Origin of the sequence: Pseudomonas sp. B16(2017) (assembly GCF_002113205.1) — a bacterium.
In the GTDB taxonomy this organism is placed as follows: domain Bacteria; phylum Pseudomonadota; class Gammaproteobacteria; order Pseudomonadales; family Pseudomonadaceae; genus Aquipseudomonas; species Aquipseudomonas pharyngis.
Window position 1 is genome coordinate 22621 of record NZ_NEKA01000024.1, and the last position, 20089, is coordinate 42709.

General features: G+C 61.2%; 16 protein-coding genes. 6 read left to right on the forward strand and 10 right to left on the reverse strand.

Going from position 1 to position 20089, the window contains the following annotated elements; genetic code table 11:
• From rraA to ppsA, 3 genes are all read right to left on the reverse strand, one after another.
• Entirely contained in the window at positions 1 to 492 is a 492-nt protein-coding gene (gene rraA / locus CAG25_RS27175) for a ribonuclease E activity regulator RraA (protein ID WP_011333248.1), read from the reverse strand.
• Between the two features lie 226 nt (positions 493 to 718).
• Complete coding sequence (locus CAG25_RS27180) at positions 719 to 1708, reverse strand: alpha/beta fold hydrolase (RefSeq protein WP_064594675.1); 990 nt, start codon at positions 1706 to 1708, stop codon at positions 719 to 721.
• Positions 1709 to 1806: 98 nt separating this feature from the next.
• Positions 1807 to 4182: a phosphoenolpyruvate synthase gene (gene ppsA / locus CAG25_RS27185; RefSeq protein WP_085613278.1), complete on the reverse strand. Its 2376-nt coding sequence runs from the start codon at positions 4180 to 4182 to the stop codon at positions 1807 to 1809.
• 174 nt (positions 4183 to 4356) lie between these two features.
• Here ppsA and CAG25_RS27190 point away from each other — a divergent pair, with 174 nt between their 5' ends.
• A complete protein-coding gene (locus tag CAG25_RS27190) occupies positions 4357 to 5175 on the forward strand; it encodes a pyruvate, water dikinase regulatory protein (RefSeq protein WP_007951980.1) in 819 nt (272 codons plus the stop codon).
• A 134-nt stretch (positions 5176 to 5309) separates the two neighbouring features.
• On the opposite strand, the gene prpD is transcribed toward CAG25_RS27190, so the two are convergent.
• The 6 genes from prpD to CAG25_RS27225 all read right to left on the reverse strand — a co-directional run bounded on the left by prpD (position 5310) and on the right by CAG25_RS27225 (position 13691).
• The gene (gene prpD / locus CAG25_RS27195) at positions 5310 to 6794 is read right to left on the reverse strand and encodes a 2-methylcitrate dehydratase (protein ID WP_085613277.1); all 1485 of its coding nucleotides are present in this window, start codon (positions 6792 to 6794) and stop codon (positions 5310 to 5312) included.
• 215 nt (positions 6795 to 7009) lie between these two features.
• Positions 7010 to 8200, reverse strand: a complete 1191-nt coding sequence (prpF, locus tag CAG25_RS27205; RefSeq protein WP_085613275.1) for a 2-methylaconitate cis-trans isomerase PrpF — start codon at positions 8198 to 8200, stop codon at positions 7010 to 7012.
• A gap of 54 nt (positions 8201 to 8254) precedes the next feature.
• Positions 8255 to 10849, reverse strand: a complete 2595-nt coding sequence (gene acnD, locus CAG25_RS27210) for a Fe/S-dependent 2-methylisocitrate dehydratase AcnD (RefSeq protein WP_085613274.1) — start codon at positions 10847 to 10849, stop codon at positions 8255 to 8257.
• Between the two features lie 61 nt (positions 10850 to 10910).
• Positions 10911 to 12038 (reverse strand): 2-methylcitrate synthase, encoded by a 1128-nt coding sequence (prpC, locus tag CAG25_RS27215; RefSeq protein ID WP_074687616.1) that lies wholly within the window; start codon positions 12036 to 12038, stop codon positions 10911 to 10913.
• A gap of 43 nt (positions 12039 to 12081) precedes the next feature.
• Positions 12082 to 12972 (reverse strand): methylisocitrate lyase, encoded by an 891-nt coding sequence (gene prpB / locus CAG25_RS27220; RefSeq protein WP_007951973.1) that lies wholly within the window; start codon positions 12970 to 12972, stop codon positions 12082 to 12084.
• The gene (locus CAG25_RS27225) at positions 12969 to 13691 is read right to left on the reverse strand and encodes a GntR family transcriptional regulator (RefSeq protein WP_178076500.1); all 723 of its coding nucleotides are present in this window, start codon (positions 13689 to 13691) and stop codon (positions 12969 to 12971) included. The genes prpB and CAG25_RS27225 overlap by 4 nt, the downstream gene beginning before the upstream one ends.
• A gap of 299 nt (positions 13692 to 13990) precedes the next feature.
• Between CAG25_RS27225 and CAG25_RS27230 the strand changes: the two genes are divergently transcribed.
• The 4 genes from CAG25_RS27230 (at position 13991) to pabB (ending at position 18506) form a co-directional block, all read left to right on the forward strand.
• The gene (locus tag CAG25_RS27230; RefSeq protein WP_011333239.1) at positions 13991 to 14527 is read left to right on the forward strand and encodes an ATP-dependent zinc protease; all 537 of its coding nucleotides are present in this window, start codon (positions 13991 to 13993) and stop codon (positions 14525 to 14527) included.
• Between the two features lie 5 nt (positions 14528 to 14532).
• Entirely contained in the window at positions 14533 to 16068 is a 1536-nt protein-coding gene (locus tag CAG25_RS27235) for an inactive transglutaminase family protein (protein WP_007951967.1), read from the forward strand.
• Positions 16068 to 17054, forward strand: coding sequence for an alpha-L-glutamate ligase-like protein (locus tag CAG25_RS27240; RefSeq protein ID WP_039769976.1), 987 nt, complete (start codon positions 16068 to 16070; stop codon positions 17052 to 17054). The genes CAG25_RS27235 and CAG25_RS27240 overlap by 1 nt, the downstream gene beginning before the upstream one ends.
• Before the next feature lie 108 nt (positions 17055 to 17162).
• Positions 17163 to 18506 (forward strand): aminodeoxychorismate synthase component I, encoded by a 1344-nt coding sequence (pabB, locus tag CAG25_RS27245; protein WP_085613272.1) that lies wholly within the window; start codon positions 17163 to 17165, stop codon positions 18504 to 18506.
• A 60-nt stretch (positions 18507 to 18566) separates the two neighbouring features.
• Here the strand turns inward: pabB and thrH are convergent, their stop codons facing one another.
• Entirely contained in the window at positions 18567 to 19184 is a 618-nt protein-coding gene (thrH, locus tag CAG25_RS27250) for a bifunctional phosphoserine phosphatase/homoserine phosphotransferase ThrH (RefSeq protein WP_041067615.1), read from the reverse strand.
• A 162-nt stretch (positions 19185 to 19346) separates the two neighbouring features.
• On the opposite strand from thrH, the gene CAG25_RS27255 reads away from it, so the two are divergent.
• On the forward strand, positions 19347 to 20081 hold the full coding sequence (locus tag CAG25_RS27255; RefSeq protein WP_007960132.1) for a phosphoadenylyl-sulfate reductase: 735 nt from the start codon (positions 19347 to 19349) through the stop codon (positions 20079 to 20081).
• Positions 20082 to 20089: the final 8 nt, after the last annotated feature.

The window sequence follows — 20089 nt, forward strand, 5'->3', positions numbered from 1 at the left end:
TTATTCAGGCATTTTCAGCGGACTTGGCGAGATGATCACGCCATTGTTGTCCGCATAGATGTACTGGCCGGGATGGAAGGTCACACCCGCGAAGGTCACCGGCACGTTGAGGTCGCCGAGACCGCGTTTTTCAGTCTTTTTCGGATGGCTGGCAAGGGCCTGAACGCCGAGATCGGTCTGGGCGATGACGTCCACATCACGGATGCAACCGTAGATCACCAGCCCTTCCCAACCGTTTTTCGCGGCTTTCTCGGCGATCATGTCGCCCAGCAGTGCGCAGCGCAGGGAACCACCACCATCGACCACCAGCACCTTGCCGTTGCCCTTGAGCTCGGCTTGCTCCTTGACCAGCGAGTTGTCTTCGAAGCATTTGATGGTCACGATTTCGCCGCCGAACGAATCACGGCCGCCGAAATTGCTGAACATCGGTTCCAGCACCTGAACCAGCTCCGGATAGGCGTCGCACAGGTCAGGCGTAAGGTAATGGTTCATCGAATAACTCCTGTAACAAGGAAGACGAGCAAGAATGTCGCACTCTTTTGAAACGAGTCCCAACGGTCGCTGTTTACCTTAGCCCATGTCATGGTCGCTGAACGAACCTGAACACAGGCTGAAACGTAATAGCGAAACAGTCACTAAATATGACCAGAACCGCCCAATGCGTCATATCTTAGCCGCAAGCCGACGCGAACGAAATGCCCTTTTCAGGGCGCCGCGTTCAGACCGCTGCCGCCAGATCCGGCTTCTCGCCAAGCAATGGCGCGTGCTGATCCGCCAACCAACGCGCCACCAGCGGCCAGACCTCGGCCTGTGCCGCTTTGCTGACCAGCATCTCGACATGCCCGAACTGATCGTTGAAACCCTGCTCACGGCCCAGGTTGATGAACTGCTTGTGCTCGGAGCCAATCTGTTCGAACAGTTTCCGGCAGGCCCAGGCAGGATCCTGATGATCCCCCGCCGCGCTTACCGCCAGCACTGGGACCTGCACGTCGGCAAGACCTGCCCACCAATCCTTGTCCTTATCGCCGAAACGCCCGAACAGTCCGTACCAGCGCATGCTTTCCAGCGCCAGGCCGATCGGCTCGTCCTCGGGGCCGCGCTTGAGTCGCGAGCCGGACAACTGGGCAAAACGCTTGAGAATGAAGCGCCCGCTCCACTCCACCGGCGGAATCTTCAGCGGCCAGTACGTGCGGCTGACCTGCGTGCCGAAAAACGCCGCCGACGCCACCGCCGGCTCACCGAGGTATTCGCCGCCCAGCGCGGCCGCCAACGTGATGCCACCCAGCGAGTGGCCGATCCAGTGCGGAATCTGCCCGCTCTGCTCACGGACGAACGCGGCAATCGCCGGCAGATCGTAACGGGCATAGTCGGCGACGCGGTTGCGGCGGTAGTCCTCGTTGCGCTGGGACAGACCGTGACCGCGCATTTCCGGGATCCACACATCGAAGCCCAGACGCGTCAGATACGCGCCCAGGCCCAGGCCCTTCGGCGAGAACCAGAAGCGCCGATTGGAAAAACTGCCGTGCAGCAAGATCACTGGCACGCCGCGCGACGCCGGCTCATCGGCCATGCCGAGGCGGGTCACCGCGATTTCCACGGACCAGTCAGGGCTGTTGCCCGGTTTCAAACGATAAACGTCTTCGCTCAGATCACCGCGTCGCTCGGCGCTGATCAGGGCGACAGGAAATAGGTTGCTGCTGCTTTGCATAATGCTCTTGCACAAAAAAGGGCGGCATCCGGAGAGCTCGCCCTGATTCAATCTTAAAGCCCCGACCCGGTTCATCGGGCCGAGGCTTCATTTACGGCTTATTCCGCCGCCTGGCCTTCGGCAAGGAAGAACCAGGTTTCCAGCACGGTGTCCGGGTTCAGCGACACGCTTTCGATGCCCTGCTCCATCAGCCACTTGGCCAGGTCCGGGTGGTCCGAAGGACCCTGACCGCAGATGCCGATGTATTTGCCGGCCTTGTTGCACGCGGCAATCGCGTTGGCCAACAGCTTCTTGACCGCCGGATTACGCTCGTCGAACAGGTGCGCAATGATCCCGGAGTCACGGTCCAGGCCCAGCGTCAGCTGGGTCAGGTCGTTGGAGCCGATCGAGAAACCGTCGAAGAATTCGAGGAATTCTTCAGCCAGGATCGCGTTGGATGGCAGTTCGCACATCATGATCACGCGCAGGCCGTTGTCGCCACGGGCCAGGCCGTTTTCGGCCAGCAGATCAACCACCTGGCTGGCTTCGCCGAGGGTACGGACGAACGGCACCATGATTTCGACGTTGGTCAGGCCCATCTCGTTGCGCACGCGCTTCAGCGCACGGCACTCGAGTTCGAAGCAGTCACGGAACGATTCGCTGATGTAACGCGAAGCGCCACGGAAGCCCAGCATCGGGTTTTCTTCTTCCGGCTCGTACAGTTTGCCGCCGATCAGGTTGGCGTATTCGTTGGACTTGAAGTCCGACAGACGCACGATGACCTTCTTCGGTGCGAACGCAGCGGCCAGGGTGCTGATGCCTTCAACCAGTTTCTCGACATAGAAGCCGACCGGATCGTCGTAACCGGCGATGCGCTTGTCGACGCTTTCCTTGATGTCCTGCGGCAGGCCGTCGTAGTTCAACAGCGCTTTCGGGTGCACGCCGATCATGCGGTTGATGATGAATTCCAGACGGGCCAGACCCACACCAGCGTTCGGCAGCTGCGCGAAGTCGAAGGCGCGGTCCGGGTTGCCGACGTTCATCATGATCTTGAACGGTAGCTCCGGCATGGCGTCCACGGAGTTCTTCTTGATGTCGAAGCCCAGTTCGCCTTCGAAGATGTAACCGGTGTCGCCTTCGGCGCAGGACACGGTCACGCCCTGGCCGTCCTTCAGCAGTTGGGTGGCGTTGCCGCAACCGACGACGGCCGGGATTCCCAGCTCACGGGCGATGATCGCCGCGTGGCAGGTACGGCCGCCACGGTTGGTGACGATGGCGCTGGCGCGCTTCATGACCGGTTCCCAGTCCGGGTCGGTCATGTCGGAGACCAGCACGTCGCCGGGCTGGACCTTGTCCATCTCGGACACGTCCTTGATGATCCGCACCTTGCCGGCGCCGATGCGCTGGCCGATGGCACGACCTTCCACCAGCACGGTGCCGGTTTCCTTCAGCAGGTAACGTTCCATGACGTTGGCCTGGGTGCGGCTCTTCACAGTTTCGGGACGGGCCTGCACGATGTACAGCTTGCCGTCGTCACCGTCCTTGGCCCACTCGATGTCCATCGGGCAGCCATAGTGCTTCTCGATGATCATCGCCTGCTTGGCCAGCTCGCTGACTTCAGCGTCGGTCAGGCAGAAACGCGCGCGGTCAGCCTTGTCGACATCAACGGTTTTCACGGAACGACCGGCCTTGGCCTCGTCGCCGTAGATCATCTTGATGGCCTTGCTGCCCAGGTTGCGCCGCAGGATCGCCGGGCGACCGGCTTCCAGGGTGCCCTTGTGGACATAGAATTCGTCCGGGTTCACCGCGCCTTGTACAACGGTTTCGCCCAAACCGTAGGCGCCGGTGATGAACACCACGTCACGGAAGCCGGATTCGGTATCGAGGGTGAACATCACGCCGGCGGTGCCGGTTTCCGAACGCACCATGCGCTGCACGCCAGCCGACAGGGCGACCAGCTTGTGGTCGAAGCCCTGGTGCACGCGGTAGGAAATGGCACGGTCGTTGAACAGGGAAGCGAACACTTCCTTGGCCGCGCGAATGACGTTTTCCACGCCACGGATGTTCAGGAAGGTTTCCTGCTGACCAGCGAACGAAGCGTCCGGCAGGTCTTCGGCGGTGGCGGAGGAACGCACGGCCACGGCCACGTCAGGATTACCGGCCGACAACGCGGCGAACGCGGTGCGGATCTCGGTGTTCAGTTTTTCAGGGAATTCGGCTTCCATGATCCATTGGCGGATCTGGGCGCCGGTCTTGGCCAGGGCATTGACGTCATCGACGTCCAGCGCATCGAGGGCCTTGTGGATCTGATCGTTCAGACCGCTCAGTTCCAGGAAGTCGCGATAGGCTTGCGCCGTGGTGGCGAAGCCGCCGGGGACCGAAACACCGGCACCGGCCAGGTTACTGATCATCTCGCCCAGGGATGCGTTCTTGCCCCCCACATGCTCAACATCGTGTTTGCCGAGCTTATCGAGGGAAACTACGTACTCTACCAAGGTGATCTCTCCACTAACTGTGTTGGAAAAGCTCAGAAACCGGCGGCTCGGGGGAGCGTTGGCCGGCTGTATGGCCTGGACCTGGAAAATAAGTGAGAATGCGGGCCAATGGCGGCCGACAAATCGCGCCTATCATATCCAGAAATGCTCATTAGCTTAAGGCCCAAGGTGCAAATGAAACGATCTGCTTTCTTTATCTCCGATGGCACCGGCATCACCGCCGAAACCCTGGGTCAAAGCCTTCTGGCGCAGTTCGAAAACATTACCTTCAGCAAATTCACGCGCCCCTACATCGACAGCGTTGAAAAAGCGCGGGCCATGGTACAACAAATCAACAAAGCCGCTGAAACCGACGGTTTCCGGCCGATCATCTTCGACACCATCGTCAATCAGGACATCCGTGAGATTCTCGCAACCTCCAATGGTTTCATGATCGACATCTTCTCGACGTTCCTCGCCCCGCTCGAACAGGAACTGACCGAGCATTCTTCCTACACCGTCGGCAAGTCCCACTCCATCGGTCACAACTCCAATTACATGGAGCGCATCGAAGCGGTGAACTTCGCTCTGGACAACGACGACGGCGCCCGCACCCACTATTACGACAAGGCCGACCTGATACTAGTGGGCGTGTCGCGTTGTGGTAAGACGCCGACGTGTCTGTACATGGCGATGCAGTTCGGCATCCGTGCGGCCAACTATCCGCTGACCGAGGACGACATGGAACGCCTGCAACTGCCGGCCGCCCTGCGCGCCCACCAGCACAAGCTGTTCGGCCTGACCATCGACCCGGACCGCCTCACCGCGATCCGCAACGAACGCAAGCCCAACAGCCGCTATTCGAGCTACGCCCAGTGTGAGTTCGAAGTGCGCGAGGTGGAAAACCTGTTCCGCCGCGAGAACATCCCGAACATCAACTCCACGCATTTTTCAGTGGAAGAGATTTCCGCGAAGATTCTCGTGGAAAAAGGCGTCGAGCGGCGCTTCAAATAGCTCTGCGGTGTCTGATCTGACGCCTTCGCGGGCAAGCCCGGCTCCCACAGGTGTCGTGGCGTTTGCAATAATTGCATCCGATACAAAAGCCTGCGGGAGCGTGGCTTGCCCGCGAAGAACGATAACGCGGTCCCTCAGATCACAAACAAATCGACAAACCGGTTCACCGGCGTGGCTTCAAGCCGCGCCTGATCCTTGCACAGCGCAAGAATCTCCCCGCTGCGCTGTCCGGTGAAGCGGGTCGCCAGATTTGCCCGGAATTTGTCCTCCAGCAACGGAATGCCCTCGGCGCGACGCCGGCGATGGCCAATCGGGTACTCCACCACCACGTTTTCCGTGCTCGAACCGTCCTTGAAAAACACCTGCACCGCATTGGCGATCGAGCGTTTGTCGGCCTCCAGGTATTCGCGGGTGAAAAGCGGATCTTCGACGATGACCATTTTTTCGCGCAGCACATCGATGACCGGATGGGCTTTGTGGAAATCATCCTCGTACTGCTCAGCCACCAGATTGCCGAACGCCAGCGGCACGGCGGTCATGTACTGGAGGCAGTGATCGCGGTCGGCGGCGTTGGCCAGCGGCCCGACCTTGGAAATGATGCGAATCGCCGACTCATGCGTGGTGATGACAATCCGGTCGATCTCATGCAGACGATTGCGCACCTGCGGATGCAGGGTCACAGCGGCTTCGCAGGCGGTTTGCGCGTGGAATTCGGCGGGGAAGCTGATCTTGAACAGCACGTTTTCCATCACGTAACTGCCGAACGGCCGGGAGAAGCTGAAGGCGCGTTTGTCTTCAGGCTTGAGCGCCAGATCGTTGTTGGTGTGGCTGAACAGAACGTCGTAAAAGCCCCACTGCTTGGCACTCAAGACGCCGGGAATGCCCATTTCGCCGCGCATCGCGATATCCGCCAGCCGCACACCTCGGCTCGACGCATCCCCCGCCGCCCAGGATTTTCGCGAACCGGCGTTCGGCGCATGGCGGTAAGTGCGCAACGCCTGACCGTCGGCAAACGCGTGGGACAGCGCCGATAACAGCTGCTCGCGGTTGGCGCCCATCAGTTTGGCGGTCACAGCGGTCGAGGCGACTTTCACCAGAATGACGTGGTCGAGACCTACACGATTGAAGGAGTTTTCCAGGGCGATCACGCCCTGGATTTCGTGGGCCATGATCATGGCTTCGAGCACATCGCGCACGGTGAGCGGCGCTTCACCATTGGCCAGACGCTTTTGCGACAGGTGATCGGCCACCGCGAGAATCCCGCCGAGGTTATCCGACGGATGGCCCCATTCAGCGGCGAGCCAAGTGTCGTTGTAATCGAGCCAGCGCACGATGCAGCCGATGTCCCACGCCGCTTTCACCGGGTCGAGGCGATAGGAGGTGCCGGGGACTCGCGCGCCGAACGGCACGATGGTGCCTTCGACGATAGGTCCAAGGTGCTTGGTGCATTCGGGGAAACGCAGGGCCAGCAGGCCGCAGCCCAAGGTGTCCATCAGGCAGTTACGGGCGGTGTCGAGGGCTTCGGTGGATTCGATTTTGTAGGTGAGGACGTAATCGGCGATGTCCTGCAGGACACGGTCGTAGTCGGGGCGGTTGTTCAGGTCGACGTTGGCGCTCATGTTCGATTCACTCTTGAAAGTGGTTCGTTGATGGGACCTCGGTTCAGGCTGAGTCTTGGTTTTAAACCATTCTTATTGTTGAAATACAGAACCTGTGGGAGCGGCGGTGCGACGATTCGACTTGCCCGCGAATGGGCCGGCATATCCAGCGTTGATGTTGCCTGATACACCGCCTTCGCGAGCAAGCCCGCTCCCACATTTGCTGCTGCGCTGGGTCAGAAAGAGTCGCCAGGGACGCGGACGTAACCTTCCATCAGGACGCGCGCACTACGGCTCATGATCGCCTTCTTCACCACCCACTCACCGTTTTCCAGGCTAGCTTCTGCGCCAACACGCAACGTCCCGGACGGATGCCCGAACCGCACAGCATTGCGCTCAACACCACCCGCCGCCAGATTCACCAAGGTGCCGGAGATAGCTGCTGCAGTGCCAATCGCCACCGCCGCCGTCCCCATCATTGCGTGGTGCAGCTTGCCCATCGACAACGCCCGCACCAGCAGATCCACATCCCCGGCGCCAATGGCCTTGCCGCTGGACGCGACGTAATCCGCAGGCTTGGCAACAAACGCCACTTTCGGTGTGTGCTGACGCTTGGCCGCTTCATCCAGGCTGGAAATCAGCCCCATGCGCAAAGCACCGTAGGCACGAATGGTCTCAAACATCTGCAAAGCCTTCGGATCGCTGTTGATCGCGCTTTGCAGTTCGGTGCCGGTATAGCCGATGTCTTCGGCGTTAACGAAGATCGTCGGAATACCCGCGTTGATCATGGTCGCCTTGAACGTACCGACGCCCGGCACTTCCAGCTCGTCGATCAGGTTGCCGGTGGGGAACATCGAGCCACCGCCGCCCTCTTCTTCCGCCGCCGGGTCCATGAATTCGACCTGGACTTCGGCGGCCGGGAAGGTTACGCCGTCGAGTTCGAAATCACCGGTTTCCTGGACTTCGCCATTGGTGATCGGCACGTGGGCAATGATGGTCTTGCCGATGTTGGCCTGCCAAACGCGAACCACCGCCACGCCGTTGTGCGGAATGCGGCTGGCGTCGACCAGGCCGTTGCTGATGGCGAACGAACCGACCGCCGCCGACAGGTTGCCGCAGTTGCCGCTCCAGTCCACGAACGGCTTGTCGATCGACACCTGACCGAACAGGTAATCGACGTCGTGATCGGCCTTGATGCTTTTCGACAGGATCACGGTTTTGCTGGTGCTCGAGGTGGCGCCGCCCATGCCGTCGATCTGCTTGTCGTACGGGTCGGGGCTGCCGATGACCCGCAGCAACAGCGCATCACGGGTCGGGCCGGGAATCTGAGCGGCTTCGGGCAGATCCTTGAGGCTGAAAAACACGCCTTTGCTGGTGCCGCCACGCATGTAGGTGGCGGGGATTTTTATTTGCGGTGCGTGAGCCATGGTGCTCCTTAACGAAGACATGGGACTTGAAGTCCCATGCCCACATCAGTTGATTTAAACGGCAACCGCCGACTCTTCGAGGAAGTCCTGGGCAAAGCGCTGCAACACGCCGCCGGCCTCGTAGATCGACACTTCTTCAGCGGTATCCAGACGGCAGGTCACCGGCACATCAACGCGTTCGCCGTTCTTGCGATGGATCACCAGCGTCAGGTCGGCACGCGGCGTGCGCTCGCCGATCACGTCGTAGGTTTCGCTGCCATCGATACCCAGGGTCTTGCGGTCGGTGCCCGGTTTGAACTCCAGCGGCAACACGCCCATGCCCACCAGGTTGGTGCGGTGAATGCGCTCGAAACCTTCGGCGGCAATCGCTTCCACACCCGCCAGACGCACGCCTTTGGCCGCCCAGTCGCGGGACGAACCCTGGCCGTAGTCGGCGCCGGCGATGATGATCAGCGGCTGCTTGCGTTCCATGTAGGTTTCGATGGCTTCCCACATGCGCATCACTTGGCCTTCCGGCTCGACACGGGCCAGCGAACCCTGCTTGACCTTGCCGTTTTCCACGACCATTTCGTTGAACAGTTTCGGGTTGGCAAACGTCGCGCGCTGTGCGGTCAGGTGGTCGCCACGGTGGGTCGCGTAAGAGTTGAAGTCCTCTTCCGGCAGGCCCATTTTCGCCAGGTATTCGCCGGCGGCGCTGTCGAGCATGATCGCGTTCGACGGCGACAGGTGATCGGTGGTGATGTTGTCCGGCAGCACCGCCAGCGGGCGCATGCCCTTGAGCGGGCGCGCCCCGGCCAGCGCGCCTTCCCAGTAAGGCGGACGGCGGATGTAGGTGCTCATTTCGCGCCAGTCGTACAGCGGCGCAACTTTGGGGCCGGTGTCTTCATGGATGGCGAACATCGGGATGTAGACCTGACGGAACTGCTCGGGCTTGACCGAGGATTTCACCACCGCGTCGATTTCTTCGTCGCTCGGCCAGATGTCTTTCAGACGGATTTCCTTGCCGTCGACCACGCCCAGCACATCTTTCTCGATATCGAAGCGGATGGTGCCGGCAATCGCGTAGGCCACCACCAGCGGCGGCGAAGCGAGGAAAGCCTGCTTGGCGTACGGGTGAATCCGCCCGTCGAAGTTACGGTTACCGGACAGCACAGCGGTAGCGTACAGGTCGCGGTCGATGATTTCCTGCTGGATCACCGGATCCAGCGCGCCGGACATGCCGTTGCAGGTGGTGCAGGCGAAGGCGACGACGCCGAAACCGAGCTGCTCCAGCTCCGTGGTCAGCCCTGCTTCATCGAGGTACAGCGCCACGGTTTTCGAACCCGGTGCCAGCGACGACTTGACCCACGGCTTGCGGGTCAGCCCAAGCTTGTTGGCGTTGCGCGCCAGCAGGCCGGCGGCGATCACGTTGCGTGGGTTGCTGGTGTTGGTGCAACTGGTGATGGCGGCGATGATCACCGCGCCGTCAGGCATTTGCCCCGGCACGTCCTCCCACTGGCCGGCGATGCCTTTGGCGGCCAGATCCGACACCGCCACGCGAGCGTGCGGGTTGCTCGGGCCGGCCATGTTGCGCACCACCGAAGACAGATCGAAGGTCAGGCCACGCTCGTATTGCGCACCTTTCAGGCTGTCGGCCCACAGACCGATCTGCCTGGCGTATTGCTCGACGAGCTGCACTTGCTGGTCTTCGCGACCAGTGAGTTTCAGGTAGTCGATGGTCTGCTGGTCGATGTAGAACATCGCCGCCGTGGCGCCGTACTCCGGGGCCATGTTGGAGATGGTTGCGCGGTCGCCGAGGGTCAGTGCCGAAGCACCTTCGCCGAAGAACTCCAGCCATGCGCCGACCACTTTCTGTTTGCGCAGGTATTCGGTCAGCGCCAGCACCATGTCGGTGGCGGTGATGCCCGGTTGCAGCTTGCCGGTCAGCTCGACGCCAACGCTTTCCGGCAGGCGCATCCACGATGCGCGGCCGAGCATCACGCTTTCAGCTTCGAGACCACCGACGCCGATGGCAATCACGCCCAGCGCATCGACGTGCGGGGTATGGCTGTCGGTGCCGACGCAGGTATCCGGGAACGCCACGCCGTCGCGCACCTGAATCACCGGCGACATTTTCTCCAGGTTGATCTGGTGCATGATGCCGTTGCCCGGCGGGATCACGTCGACGTTCTTGAAGGCCTTCTTGGTCCAGTTGATGAAGTGGAAGCGGTCTTCGTTGCGCCGGTCTTCGATGGCGCGGTTCTTCTCGAAGGCCTGCTTGTCAAAGCCGCCCGCTTCCACCGCCAGCGAGTGGTCGACGATCAGTTGTGTCGGCACCACCGGGTTGACCTGCGCCGGGTCGCCGCCCTGTTGGGCAATCGCGTCGCGCAGGCCGGCCAGATCCACCAGCGCGGTCTGGCCGAGAATGTCGTGGCACACCACGCGGGCCGGGAACCACGGGAAGTCGAGGTCGCGCTTGCGCTCGATCAGTTGTTTCAGGGAATCGGTGAGCGTGGCCGGGTCGCAGCGACGCACGAGGTTTTCCGCCAGCACGCGAGAGGTGTACGGCAGGGTGTCGTAGCTGCCCGGCTGGATCGCATCGACAGCCGCGCGGACGTCGAAAAAGTCCAGCGGCGTGCCGGGCAGGTTCTTGCGAAATTCTGTGTTCATCGGTCAGGACTCGGTCACGGTAGTTTCAAAGAGGGGGCGCCTGTGCCGGCGCCCTCCCCGGTCAGCGCTGTTCGATTGGCACGAACTTGCGCTGTTCGACGCCGGTGTACTCGGCGCTTGGACGGATGATGCGGTTGTTGGCGCGCTGTTCGAATACGTGCGCCGCCCAGCCGGTCAGGCGCGAGCAGACGAAGATCGGGGTGAACAGCTTGGTCGGGATGCCCATGAAGTGGTACGCCGAGGCATGGTAGAAGTCGGCGTTGGGGAACAGTTTTTTCTGTTCCCACATGGTCTTGTCGATGGCTTCGGAAACCGCGAACAACACTTTGTCGCCCACTTCGTCGGCGAGTTTTTTCGACCAGCCCTTGATCACCTCGTTGCGCGGATCGCTGTCCTTATAGATCGCGTGGCCGAAGCCCATGATCTTGTCCTTGCGCTCGAGCATGCCGAGGGTGCCCTTGATCGCCTCTTCCGGCGACGAGAAGCGCTCGATCATTTCCATCGCCGCTTCGTTGGCGCCACCGTGCAGCGGGCCGCGCAAGGAACCGATGGCCGCCGTGACGCAGGAATACAGATCGGACAGGGTCGAAGCGCACACCCGAGCGGTGAAGGTCGAGGCGTTGAATTCGTGCTCGGCGTAGAGGATCAGCGAGACGTTCATCACCTTGACGTGCAGTTCGCTCGGCTTCTTGTCGTGCAGCAGGTGCAGGAAGTGGCCGCCGATGGACTGCTCGTCCGTCACGCAATTGATGCGTTTGCCGTCGTGGCTGAAGCGATACCAGTAGCACATGATCGCCGGAAAGGCGGCCAGCAGACGGTCGGTCTTGTCGCGTTGCTCGGAGAAGTCTTTTTCCGGCTCGATATTGCCCAGGAACGAGCAACCGGTGCGCATCACGTCCATCGGGTGGGCGTCGGCGGGGATGCGTTCCAGCACTTCCTTGAGTGCTTGCGGCAGGTCGCGCAGCTTGCTCAGCTTGCCTTGATAGTCGGCGAGTTGCGCCTTGGTCGGCAGCTCTCCGTAGAGCAGCAGGTACGCCACTTCTTCAAATTGTGCGTCGGCTGCCAGTTCGCGCACGTCGTAGCCGCGATAGGTCAGCCCGGCACCGGCCTGGCCCACGGTGGACAGTGCGGTTTGCCCGGCGACCTGGCCCCGGAGCCCGGCGCCACTGAGTACTTTTGCTTCGGCCATTGTTGTCTCCAATCTTGAATTTATTAGGGAGTACGGTTGCGGCTTACTTCTTCGCCGCAAACAACGCGTCGAGCTTCTGCTCGAAGGTGTGGTAATCGATGCGATCGTAGAGCTCCATGCGAGTCTGCATGGTGTCGATGACATTCTGCTGAGTGCCGTCGCGGCGGATCGCGGTGTAGACGTTTTCCGCAGCCTTGTTCATCGCGCGGAACGCCGACAGTGGGTACAGCACCAGCGACACGTCGGCGCCGGCCAGTTGCTCGGTGGTGTACAGCGGCGTCGAGCCGAATTCGGTGATGTTGGCCAGGATCGGCGCCTTCACGCGGCTGGCGAACAGCTTGTACATCTCAAGCTCGGTGATGGCTTCCGGAAAGATCATGTCGGCGCCGGCCTCGATGCACGCGGCGGCGCGATCCAGTGCCGATTCCAGGCCTTCAACAGCCAGCGCGTCGGTGCGCGCCATGATCACGAAGCTGTCGTCGGTGCGGGCATCGACGGCAGCCTTGATGCGGTCGACCATTTCCTGCTGGGTCACGATCTCTTTGTTCGGACGGTGACCGCAGCGCTTGGCGCCGACCTGGTCTTCGATGTGAATCGCCGCCGCGCCGAACTTGATCATCGACTTGACGGTGCGGGCCACGTTGAACGCCGAGGCGCCGAAACCTGTGTCCACGTCCACCAGCAGCGGCAGGTCGCAGACGTCGGTGATGCGGCGCACGTCGGTCAGCACGTCATCCAGGCCGGTGATGCCCAGGTCCGGCACGCCGAGGGAGCCGGCAGCCACCCCGCCACCCGACAGGTAGATCGCCTTGAAACCGGCGCGCTTGGCCAGCAGCGCGTGGTTGGCATTAATCGCCCCGACCACTTGCAGCGGATGTTCGCTGGCGACCGCATCGCGGAAACGCTGGCCTGGAGTGCTCTTGTTGGAACTCATGACTCACCTCGTTCAGTGGCTGTCTTGTGGTCGGCGCCGTCCTGGTAATGACGGGCGATGTTGCGTTTCGAGGCGCCGATGTGACGGCGCATCAACAATTCCGCGAGCTCGCCGTCACGGTCGGCGATGGCATCGAGAATCCGGTGGTGTTCGGCAAAGGCCTGGCGCGGGCGATTGGGCGTGGTGGAAAACTGGATGCGGTACATGCGCACCAGTTGATAGAGCTCGCCGCAGAGCATTTGCGTAAGGGTGCGGTTGCCGCTGCCCTGGATGATCCGGTAGTGAAAGTCGAAATCGCCTTCCTGCTGGTAGTAGCCGACGCCGGCCTGGAACGCCGCATCGCGTTCGTGGGTTTCCAGCACCCGGCGCAGTTCGTCGATTTCTTCGACGCTCATGCGTTCGGCCGCCAGACGGCAGGCCATGCCTTCGAGGGATTCGCGGATTTCGTAGAGTTCGAGCAATTCGGCGTGGCTCAGCGACACCACCCGCGCACCGACGTGCGGTACGCGCACCAACAGGCGCTGGCCTTCCAGACGATGGATCGCCTCGCGCAGCGGCCCGCGGCTGATGCCGTAGGTGCGCGCCAGTTCCGGCTCGGAGATCTTGCTGCCCGGGGCGATCTCGCCTTTGACGATGGCCGCCTGGATGCGTCGGAAGACGTTTTCCGAGAGCGTCTCGGAATCGTCGCCACTGATCACCGGGGGATCGAGTTGATCCAGCATATTGTCGACACCTTCAAATCCAATGCGGCAAAAACTAGCGAATCAGCCCGCATCAGTCAAAGGATAAATAGAGATTGTCGACAATCGTCTAATAAGCCTGCGTGTCAGCCCCAAGGGTTATAGACCGGCCCCGGCGCTGGCGCCATAAAACCACCGTGCTAGAATGCCGCCCGCATTTGCGAGTCATTTGCACGGCTTGTCATAAAAAGCTGATAGGCACACGAAGGCGATGACCAGACAGGATTTCCTGATGCCATGGCCCTGAACCGAGAACGGAACGCTGCTCGCCAGGATTTATGAGACTCAAGCCCTTCCCCACATTCTTTGCACTGTTTTGCCTGCCCGGCCTTGCTGCGGCGGGGGAAAAGACCGTGTACGGCCTCAACGAATACGCTGCCCTCGACGGGATCAACCTGGAAGTGGCGGCGAAACTCGACACCGGGGCGAAAACCGCCTCCCTGAGTGCCCGCGACATCAAACGCTTCAAACGCAACGGCGAGTCCTGGGTACGTTTCTACCTGGCCATCGACGCCGCGCATTCGCACCCGATCGAACGGCCTCTGGCCCGGGTCAGCAAGATCAAGCGCCGCGCCGGCGACTACGATCCGGAAGAAGGCAAGAAGTACACCGCCCGCCCGGTGATCGAGCTGGACATCTGCATGGGTTCGGCAATGCGCAGCATCGAAGTGAACCTGACCGACCGTAGTGCGTTCCAATACCCGCTTTTGATCGGCTCCGAGGCGCTGAAACGCTTCGATGCGCTGGTCGATCCCAGTCTTAAATACGCTGCCGGCAAACCCGCCTGCGCCATCGCCGCTCATACCGCCGAGTAATTTCCATGCGTTCTCTAACCTTCCACCTGAAAGTCCTGATCACCATCCTGGTGTTGCTGGGCGTTTCGGTTACGGCCTATCAGATTTTCGTGCTCGGCATCCCGGTGACCGAAGACGCCACCGACGACCTGTGGAACATCGACGCCAAGGTCGAGTTCGTCGCCAGCACCAAGGATCCGGTGAAGATCCAGATGTTCGTGCCGCCCCTGAGCCGCGATTACGTCAGCCTCAATGAAAGCTTTATCTCCAACAACTACGGGGTGGCGGTCAACCGCGTCGACGGCAATCGCAAGGTCACCTGGTCGGCACGCCGGGCCAAGGGTAACCAGACCCTTTATTACCGTCTTGTGCTGACCAAGCGTTACACCGCCGAGAAAACCAAGATCAAAGGCCCGACCTTCCGCGACAGCATGGCCATCGAAGGCCCGGAAAAGATCGCCGCCGAAGCCCTGCTCGCCCCGATCCGCCAGCACTCGGCCGACGTCGAGACCTTCATTGGCGAGGCGATCAAACGCGTCAACAACGTCAACGACGACAACGTGAAACTGCTGCTGGCCGGCGATCCGTCGACGCCGCACAAAGCCAAGATCGTCGAGCTGCTGCTGTCCATTGCCCACGTACCGGTGGAAAAAGTCCACACCATCCGCCTCGTCGCCGATCAACCGCAAACCCCGGAACTGTGGCTGCGCAGCTTCAACGGCACCGACTGGCTGTATTTCAACCCGGAAACCGGCGAGCAAGGCCTGCCGACCGACCGCCTGCTGTGGTGGAGCGGTGATGAGAACCTGATCACCGTCGACGGCGGCAAGAAAGCCAACGTGACCTTCAGCCTGAACAACAGCGAGATGAACGCGATTCGTCTGGCCAAGCTGACCGACGAAAACACCGACGCCAACTTCCTCGAATACTCGCTGTACGGCCTGCCGCTGCAAACCCAGCAAACCTTCATGATCATGGTGATGATCCCGATCGGCGTGCTGGTGATCCTGATCCTGCGCAACCTGATCGGCCTGCAGACCCTCGGCACGTTCACGCCGGTGCTGATCGCCTTGGCCTTCCGCGAGACGCAACTGGGTTTCGGCATCCTGCTGTTTACTGTGATCACCGCGCTCGGGTTATCGCTGCGCTCGTATCTGGAACACCTGAAGCTGCAAATGCTGCCGCGCCTGTCGGTGGTGCTGACGTTCGTGGTGGTGCTGATCGCGGCGATCAGCCTGTTCAGTCACAAACTCGGTCTGGAGCGCGGTCTGTCGGTGGCGCTGTTCCCGATGGTGATTCTGACCATGACCATCGAACGCCTGTCGATCACCTGGGAAGAACGCGGTGCCAGCCATGCCATGAAAGTGGCGATCGGCACGCTGTTCGCGGCGTCCCTGGCGCACCTGATCATGACCGTTCCGGAGCTGGTGTACTTCGTGTTCACCTTCCCGGCGATCCTGCTGATTCTGGTGGGCTTCATGCTGGCCATGGGTCGCTATCGCGGTTATCGCCTGACTGAACTGGTGCGTTTCAAGGCTTTCCTGAAGAAGGCTGACGCCTGATGTTCGGTTTCTGGAAGACCTGGAAGGCCCTGGAAGCCCGGGGCATCATGGGCATCAATCGGCGTAACGCGGACTACGTGCTCAAGTACAACAAGCGCAGCCTGTACCCGATCGTCGATGACAAGATCATCACCAAGGAACGCGCGATCGAGGCCGGCATTCATGTGCCGGAACTGTATGGCGTGATTTCCACGGAGAAGGAAATCGACAAGCTCGGCGAGATCATCGGCGGGCGCAACGACTTCGTGATCAAGCCGGCCCAGGGCGCCGGCGGTGACGGCATCATCGTCATCGCCGACCGTTTCGAGGGCCGCTATCGCACGGTGTCGGGCAAGATCCTTGCCCACGAAGAGCTGGAGCATCATATCTCCAGCATCCTCACCGGCCTGTATTCGCTGGGCGGGCACCGCGACCGGGCGCTGATCGAATATCGGGTGACCCCGGACCAGATCTTCAAGAGCATCAGCTACGAAGGCGTGCCGGACATCCGCATCATCGTGCTGATGGGTTACCCGGTGATGGCGATGCTGCGTTTGCCGACCCGCCAGTCCGGCGGCAAGGCCAACCTGCACCAGGGCGCCATCGGCGTCGGTGTCGACCTGGCCACCGGCCTGACTTTGCGCGGCACCTGGCTGAACAACATCATCACCAAACACCCGGACACCACCAACGCGGTGGACGGCGTGCAACTGCCCTACTGGGACGGTTTCATGAAGCTCGCGGCCGGTTGTTATGAGCTGTGTGGCCTGGGTTACATCGGCGTGGACATGGTGCTGGACCAGGAGAAAGGCCCGCTGATTCTGGAGCTGAATGCGCGGCCGGGGCTGAATATCCAGATTGCCAACGACTGCGGGCTGACGTTGCGCACCCATGCGGTGGAAGCGCATCTGGAAGAACTCAAGGCGCGTGGTGTGACTGAATCGGTTGAAGAGCGGGTGGCGTTTGCTCAGGAGTTGTTTGGGCATATTCCGGCGGTCGAGGGCTGAGTCGCACTACCTGCCGCCAATCTGCCAATCCCCGACATCCCCTCTAGGAGCAATTCCCGGAGGGGACTACAATCCCCACCCCGCCTCGATGGCCGATCTGCCCCGCCCATGTTGACCTGTTCCGTACACCCGCTGCCCTACCGCGCCAACCCCGCCGACTATTTCGCGGCCATCCGCCATGCGCCCGGCGCCGTGCTGCTCGACAGTGGGCGCCCGAGTGCCGACCGTGGCCGTTATGACCTGCTCAGCGCCTGGCCGCTGGAACAGCTGGCGGTTTTGCCGGACGAGCGCGGCGACGATTTCCTGCAACGTCTGCGGGATAATCTGACCCGGTTGGGCGACGCGCAATTGCCCGATGGGTACGAATTGCCTTTCGCCGGTGGCCTGATCGGTTACCTGAGCTACGACTTCGGCCGGCATCTGGAAAACCTGCCGAGTCAGGCCCGGGATGATCTGCAATTGCCCGATGCGCGTTTTGGTCTGTACGACTGGGCACTGATCAGCGACCACCAATCGGCCACCAGCCAACTGGTGTTTCACCCCTCGGTCAGCGCCAGCGAGAAACAACGACTGATCGATGTGTTCAGCCAACCGGTGAGCACCGCACTGACGCCTTTCAAGCTGAACAGCCCGATGGCAGCCGATCTCTCGGCAGATGAATACCGTCAGGCGTTCGAACGCATCCAGCATTACATCCAGGCCGGCGACTGCTATCAGGTCAATTTCGCCCAGCGTTTCCGCGCGCCGTGCCAGGGCGATCCATGGCTGGCCTACTGCAAATTGCGCGAGGCCTGCCCGACGCCGTTTTCCGGGTTCCAGAGCCTGCCCGACGGCAATGCAGTGCTGAGCCTGTCGCCCGAGCGTTTCGTCAAAGTCAGCCAGCGTCAGGTGGAAACCCGCCCGATCAAGGGCACCCGTCCCCGTGGCGCGAACCCGACCGAGGACGCGGCGAACGCCGCCGAACTGCTGGCCAGCCCCAAGGATCGTGCGGAAAACCTGATGATTGTCGACCTGCTGCGCAACGACCTGGGCCGCACCTGCCGCATCGGCTCGGTGCGGGTGCCGGAGTTGTTCAGCCTGGAAAGCTATCCGAACGTGCATCACCTGGTCAGCAGCGTAACCGGTGAACTGGCGGCGGATCGCGACGCCCTGGACCTGATTGCCGGCAGTTTCCCCGGCGGCTCGATCACCGGCGCACCGAAGATTCGTGCGATGCAGATCATCGACGAACTGGAGCCGACCCGACGCGGCTTGTATTGCGGTTCGTTGCTGTACCTGGACGTGCGCGGCGAGATGGACAGCTCTATCGCGATCCGCAGTCTGCTGGTGAAGGATGGACAGGTGTGCTGCTGGGGCGGTGGCGGGATCGTCGCCGATTCGGACTGGCTGGCGGAGTATCAGGAATCGATCACCAAGGTCAGAGTCCTGCTCGAAACCCTGCAAAACCTTTAACCGTTGATCGTTCCCACGTCGAGGCGTCGAACCGTCCGCGTGGGAACGATCATCAGGTGGCTAAAGGGATAAGTCGCGGTTCGAGGCTTTGAGGAATTCCTGCTTCAACTCGGCAAACGTATGCACCGCCGGAAACTGCGGAAACTCGCGAATAACGTTGTCCGGCGCATGGAACAGAATCCCCGCATCCGCTTCGCCGAGCATGCTGGTGTCGTTGTAGGAATCCCCCGCCGCAATCACCCGGTAATACAGGCTCTTGAAGGCCAGGACCGACTGACGTTTCGGATCTTTCTGACGCAACTGGTAGCTCGTCACCCGACCGCTGTCATCGGTAATAAGTCGGTGGCAGAGCAAGGTCGGAAAGCCCAGCTGACGCATCAGCGGCTGGGAAAACTCGTAGAAGGTGTCCGACAGAATCACCACCTGGAAACGCTCGCGCAGCCAGTCAACGAATTCCACCGCGCCGTCCAGCGGCTTGAGCGTGGCGATCACTTCCTGAATGTCCGAAAGTTTCAGGCCATGCTCGTCGAGGATACGCAGGCGCTGTTTCATCAGCACGTCGTAGTCGGGAATGTCCCGGGTGGTGGCCTTGAGCGATTCGATTCCGGTTTTTTCGGCGAAGGCGATCCAGATTTCCGGTACCAGCACCCCTTCAAGATCAAGACAGGCAATTTCCACAGGACACTCCATTTGTAATGTTTATTGAGCCGAGCGAGCCCGAACTCTAGCGGCTCGACCTGGAGCGCGCAACGCAGAGGCCGCCCCGGCGCGCGTTGCTTTTTGTTACCATCGCCGCCATATAGAGCGCCCAGCGCCACCGACCTGTAGGAAGCCGCCCTGATGAGCCCAACGTTCGACGTCGTGGAACTCGCCACGACCTATGCCAACAAATCCGCGCAGGACATCCTCAAACTCGCGTTCGCCGAGTTCGGCGATGACCTGTGGATATCTTTCAGTGGCGCCGAGGATGTGGTGCTGGTGGACATGGCCTGGAAGCTGAACAAGAACGTCAAGGTGTTCAGTCTCGACACCGGCCGCCTGCATCCGGAAACCTACCGTTTCATCGATCAGGTGCGCGAGCACTACAAGATCGACATCGAACTGGTCTCACCGGACTACACGAAACTTGAACCGTTCGTGAAGGAAAAAGGCCTGTTCAGCTTCTACAAGGACGGTCACGGCGAATGCTGCGGGATCCGCAAGATCGAGCCGCTGCGCCGCAAGTTGTCCGGCGTCAAAGCCTGGGCCACCGGCCAGCGCCGCGACCAGAGCCCAGGCACCCGCAGTGCCGTGGCGGTGATGGAAATCGATACAGCGTTCTCCACCCCGGAGCGCACCCTGTACAAGTTCAACCCGCTGGCGCAGATGACCAGCGAGGAAATCTGGGGCTACATCCGCATGCTGGAGCTGCCGTACAACAGCCTGCATGAACGCGGTTTCATCAGCATCGGCTGCGAACCGTGCACCCGCCCTGTCCTGCCGAACCAGCACGAGCGCGAAGGCCGTTGGTGGTGGGAAGAAGCGACCCAGAAAGAATGCGGGTTGCATGCCGGGAATATCATCAGCAAGGCATAAGGTCCCCG

Bases quoted from the DNA above. Each gene is read 5' to 3' on its own strand.
- acnD (WP_085613274.1), bottom strand. From the start codon at position 10,849: ATGAACACAGAATTTCGCAAGAACCTGCCCGGCACGCCGCTGGACTTT.
- CAG25_RS27190 (WP_007951980.1), top strand. From the start codon at position 4,357: ATGAAACGATCTGCTTTCTTTATCTCCGATGGCACCGGCATCACCGCC.
- CAG25_RS27180 (WP_064594675.1), bottom strand. From the start codon at position 1,708: ATGCAAAGCAGCAGCAACCTATTTCCTGTCGCCCTGATCAGCGCCGAG.
- prpF (WP_085613275.1), bottom strand. From the start codon at position 8,200: ATGGCTCACGCACCGCAAATAAAAATCCCCGCCACCTACATGCGTGGC.
- CAG25_RS27235 (WP_007951967.1), top strand. From the start codon at position 14,533: ATGCGTTCTCTAACCTTCCACCTGAAAGTCCTGATCACCATCCTGGTG.
- CAG25_RS27240 (WP_039769976.1), top strand. From the start codon at position 16,068: ATGTTCGGTTTCTGGAAGACCTGGAAGGCCCTGGAAGCCCGGGGCATC.
- prpC (WP_074687616.1), bottom strand. From the start codon at position 12,038: ATGGCCGAAGCAAAAGTACTCAGTGGCGCCGGGCTCCGGGGCCAGGTC.
- pabB (WP_085613272.1), top strand. From the start codon at position 17,163: ATGTTGACCTGTTCCGTACACCCGCTGCCCTACCGCGCCAACCCCGCC.
- rraA (WP_011333248.1), bottom strand. From the start codon at position 492: ATGAACCATTACCTTACGCCTGACCTGTGCGACGCCTATCCGGAGCTG.
- prpB (WP_007951973.1), bottom strand. From the start codon at position 12,972: ATGAGTTCCAACAAGAGCACTCCAGGCCAGCGTTTCCGCGATGCGGTC.
- CAG25_RS27230 (WP_011333239.1), top strand. From the start codon at position 13,991: ATGAGACTCAAGCCCTTCCCCACATTCTTTGCACTGTTTTGCCTGCCC.
- CAG25_RS27255 (WP_007960132.1), top strand. From the start codon at position 19,347: ATGAGCCCAACGTTCGACGTCGTGGAACTCGCCACGACCTATGCCAAC.
- prpD (WP_085613277.1), bottom strand. From the start codon at position 6,794: ATGAGCGCCAACGTCGACCTGAACAACCGCCCCGACTACGACCGTGTC.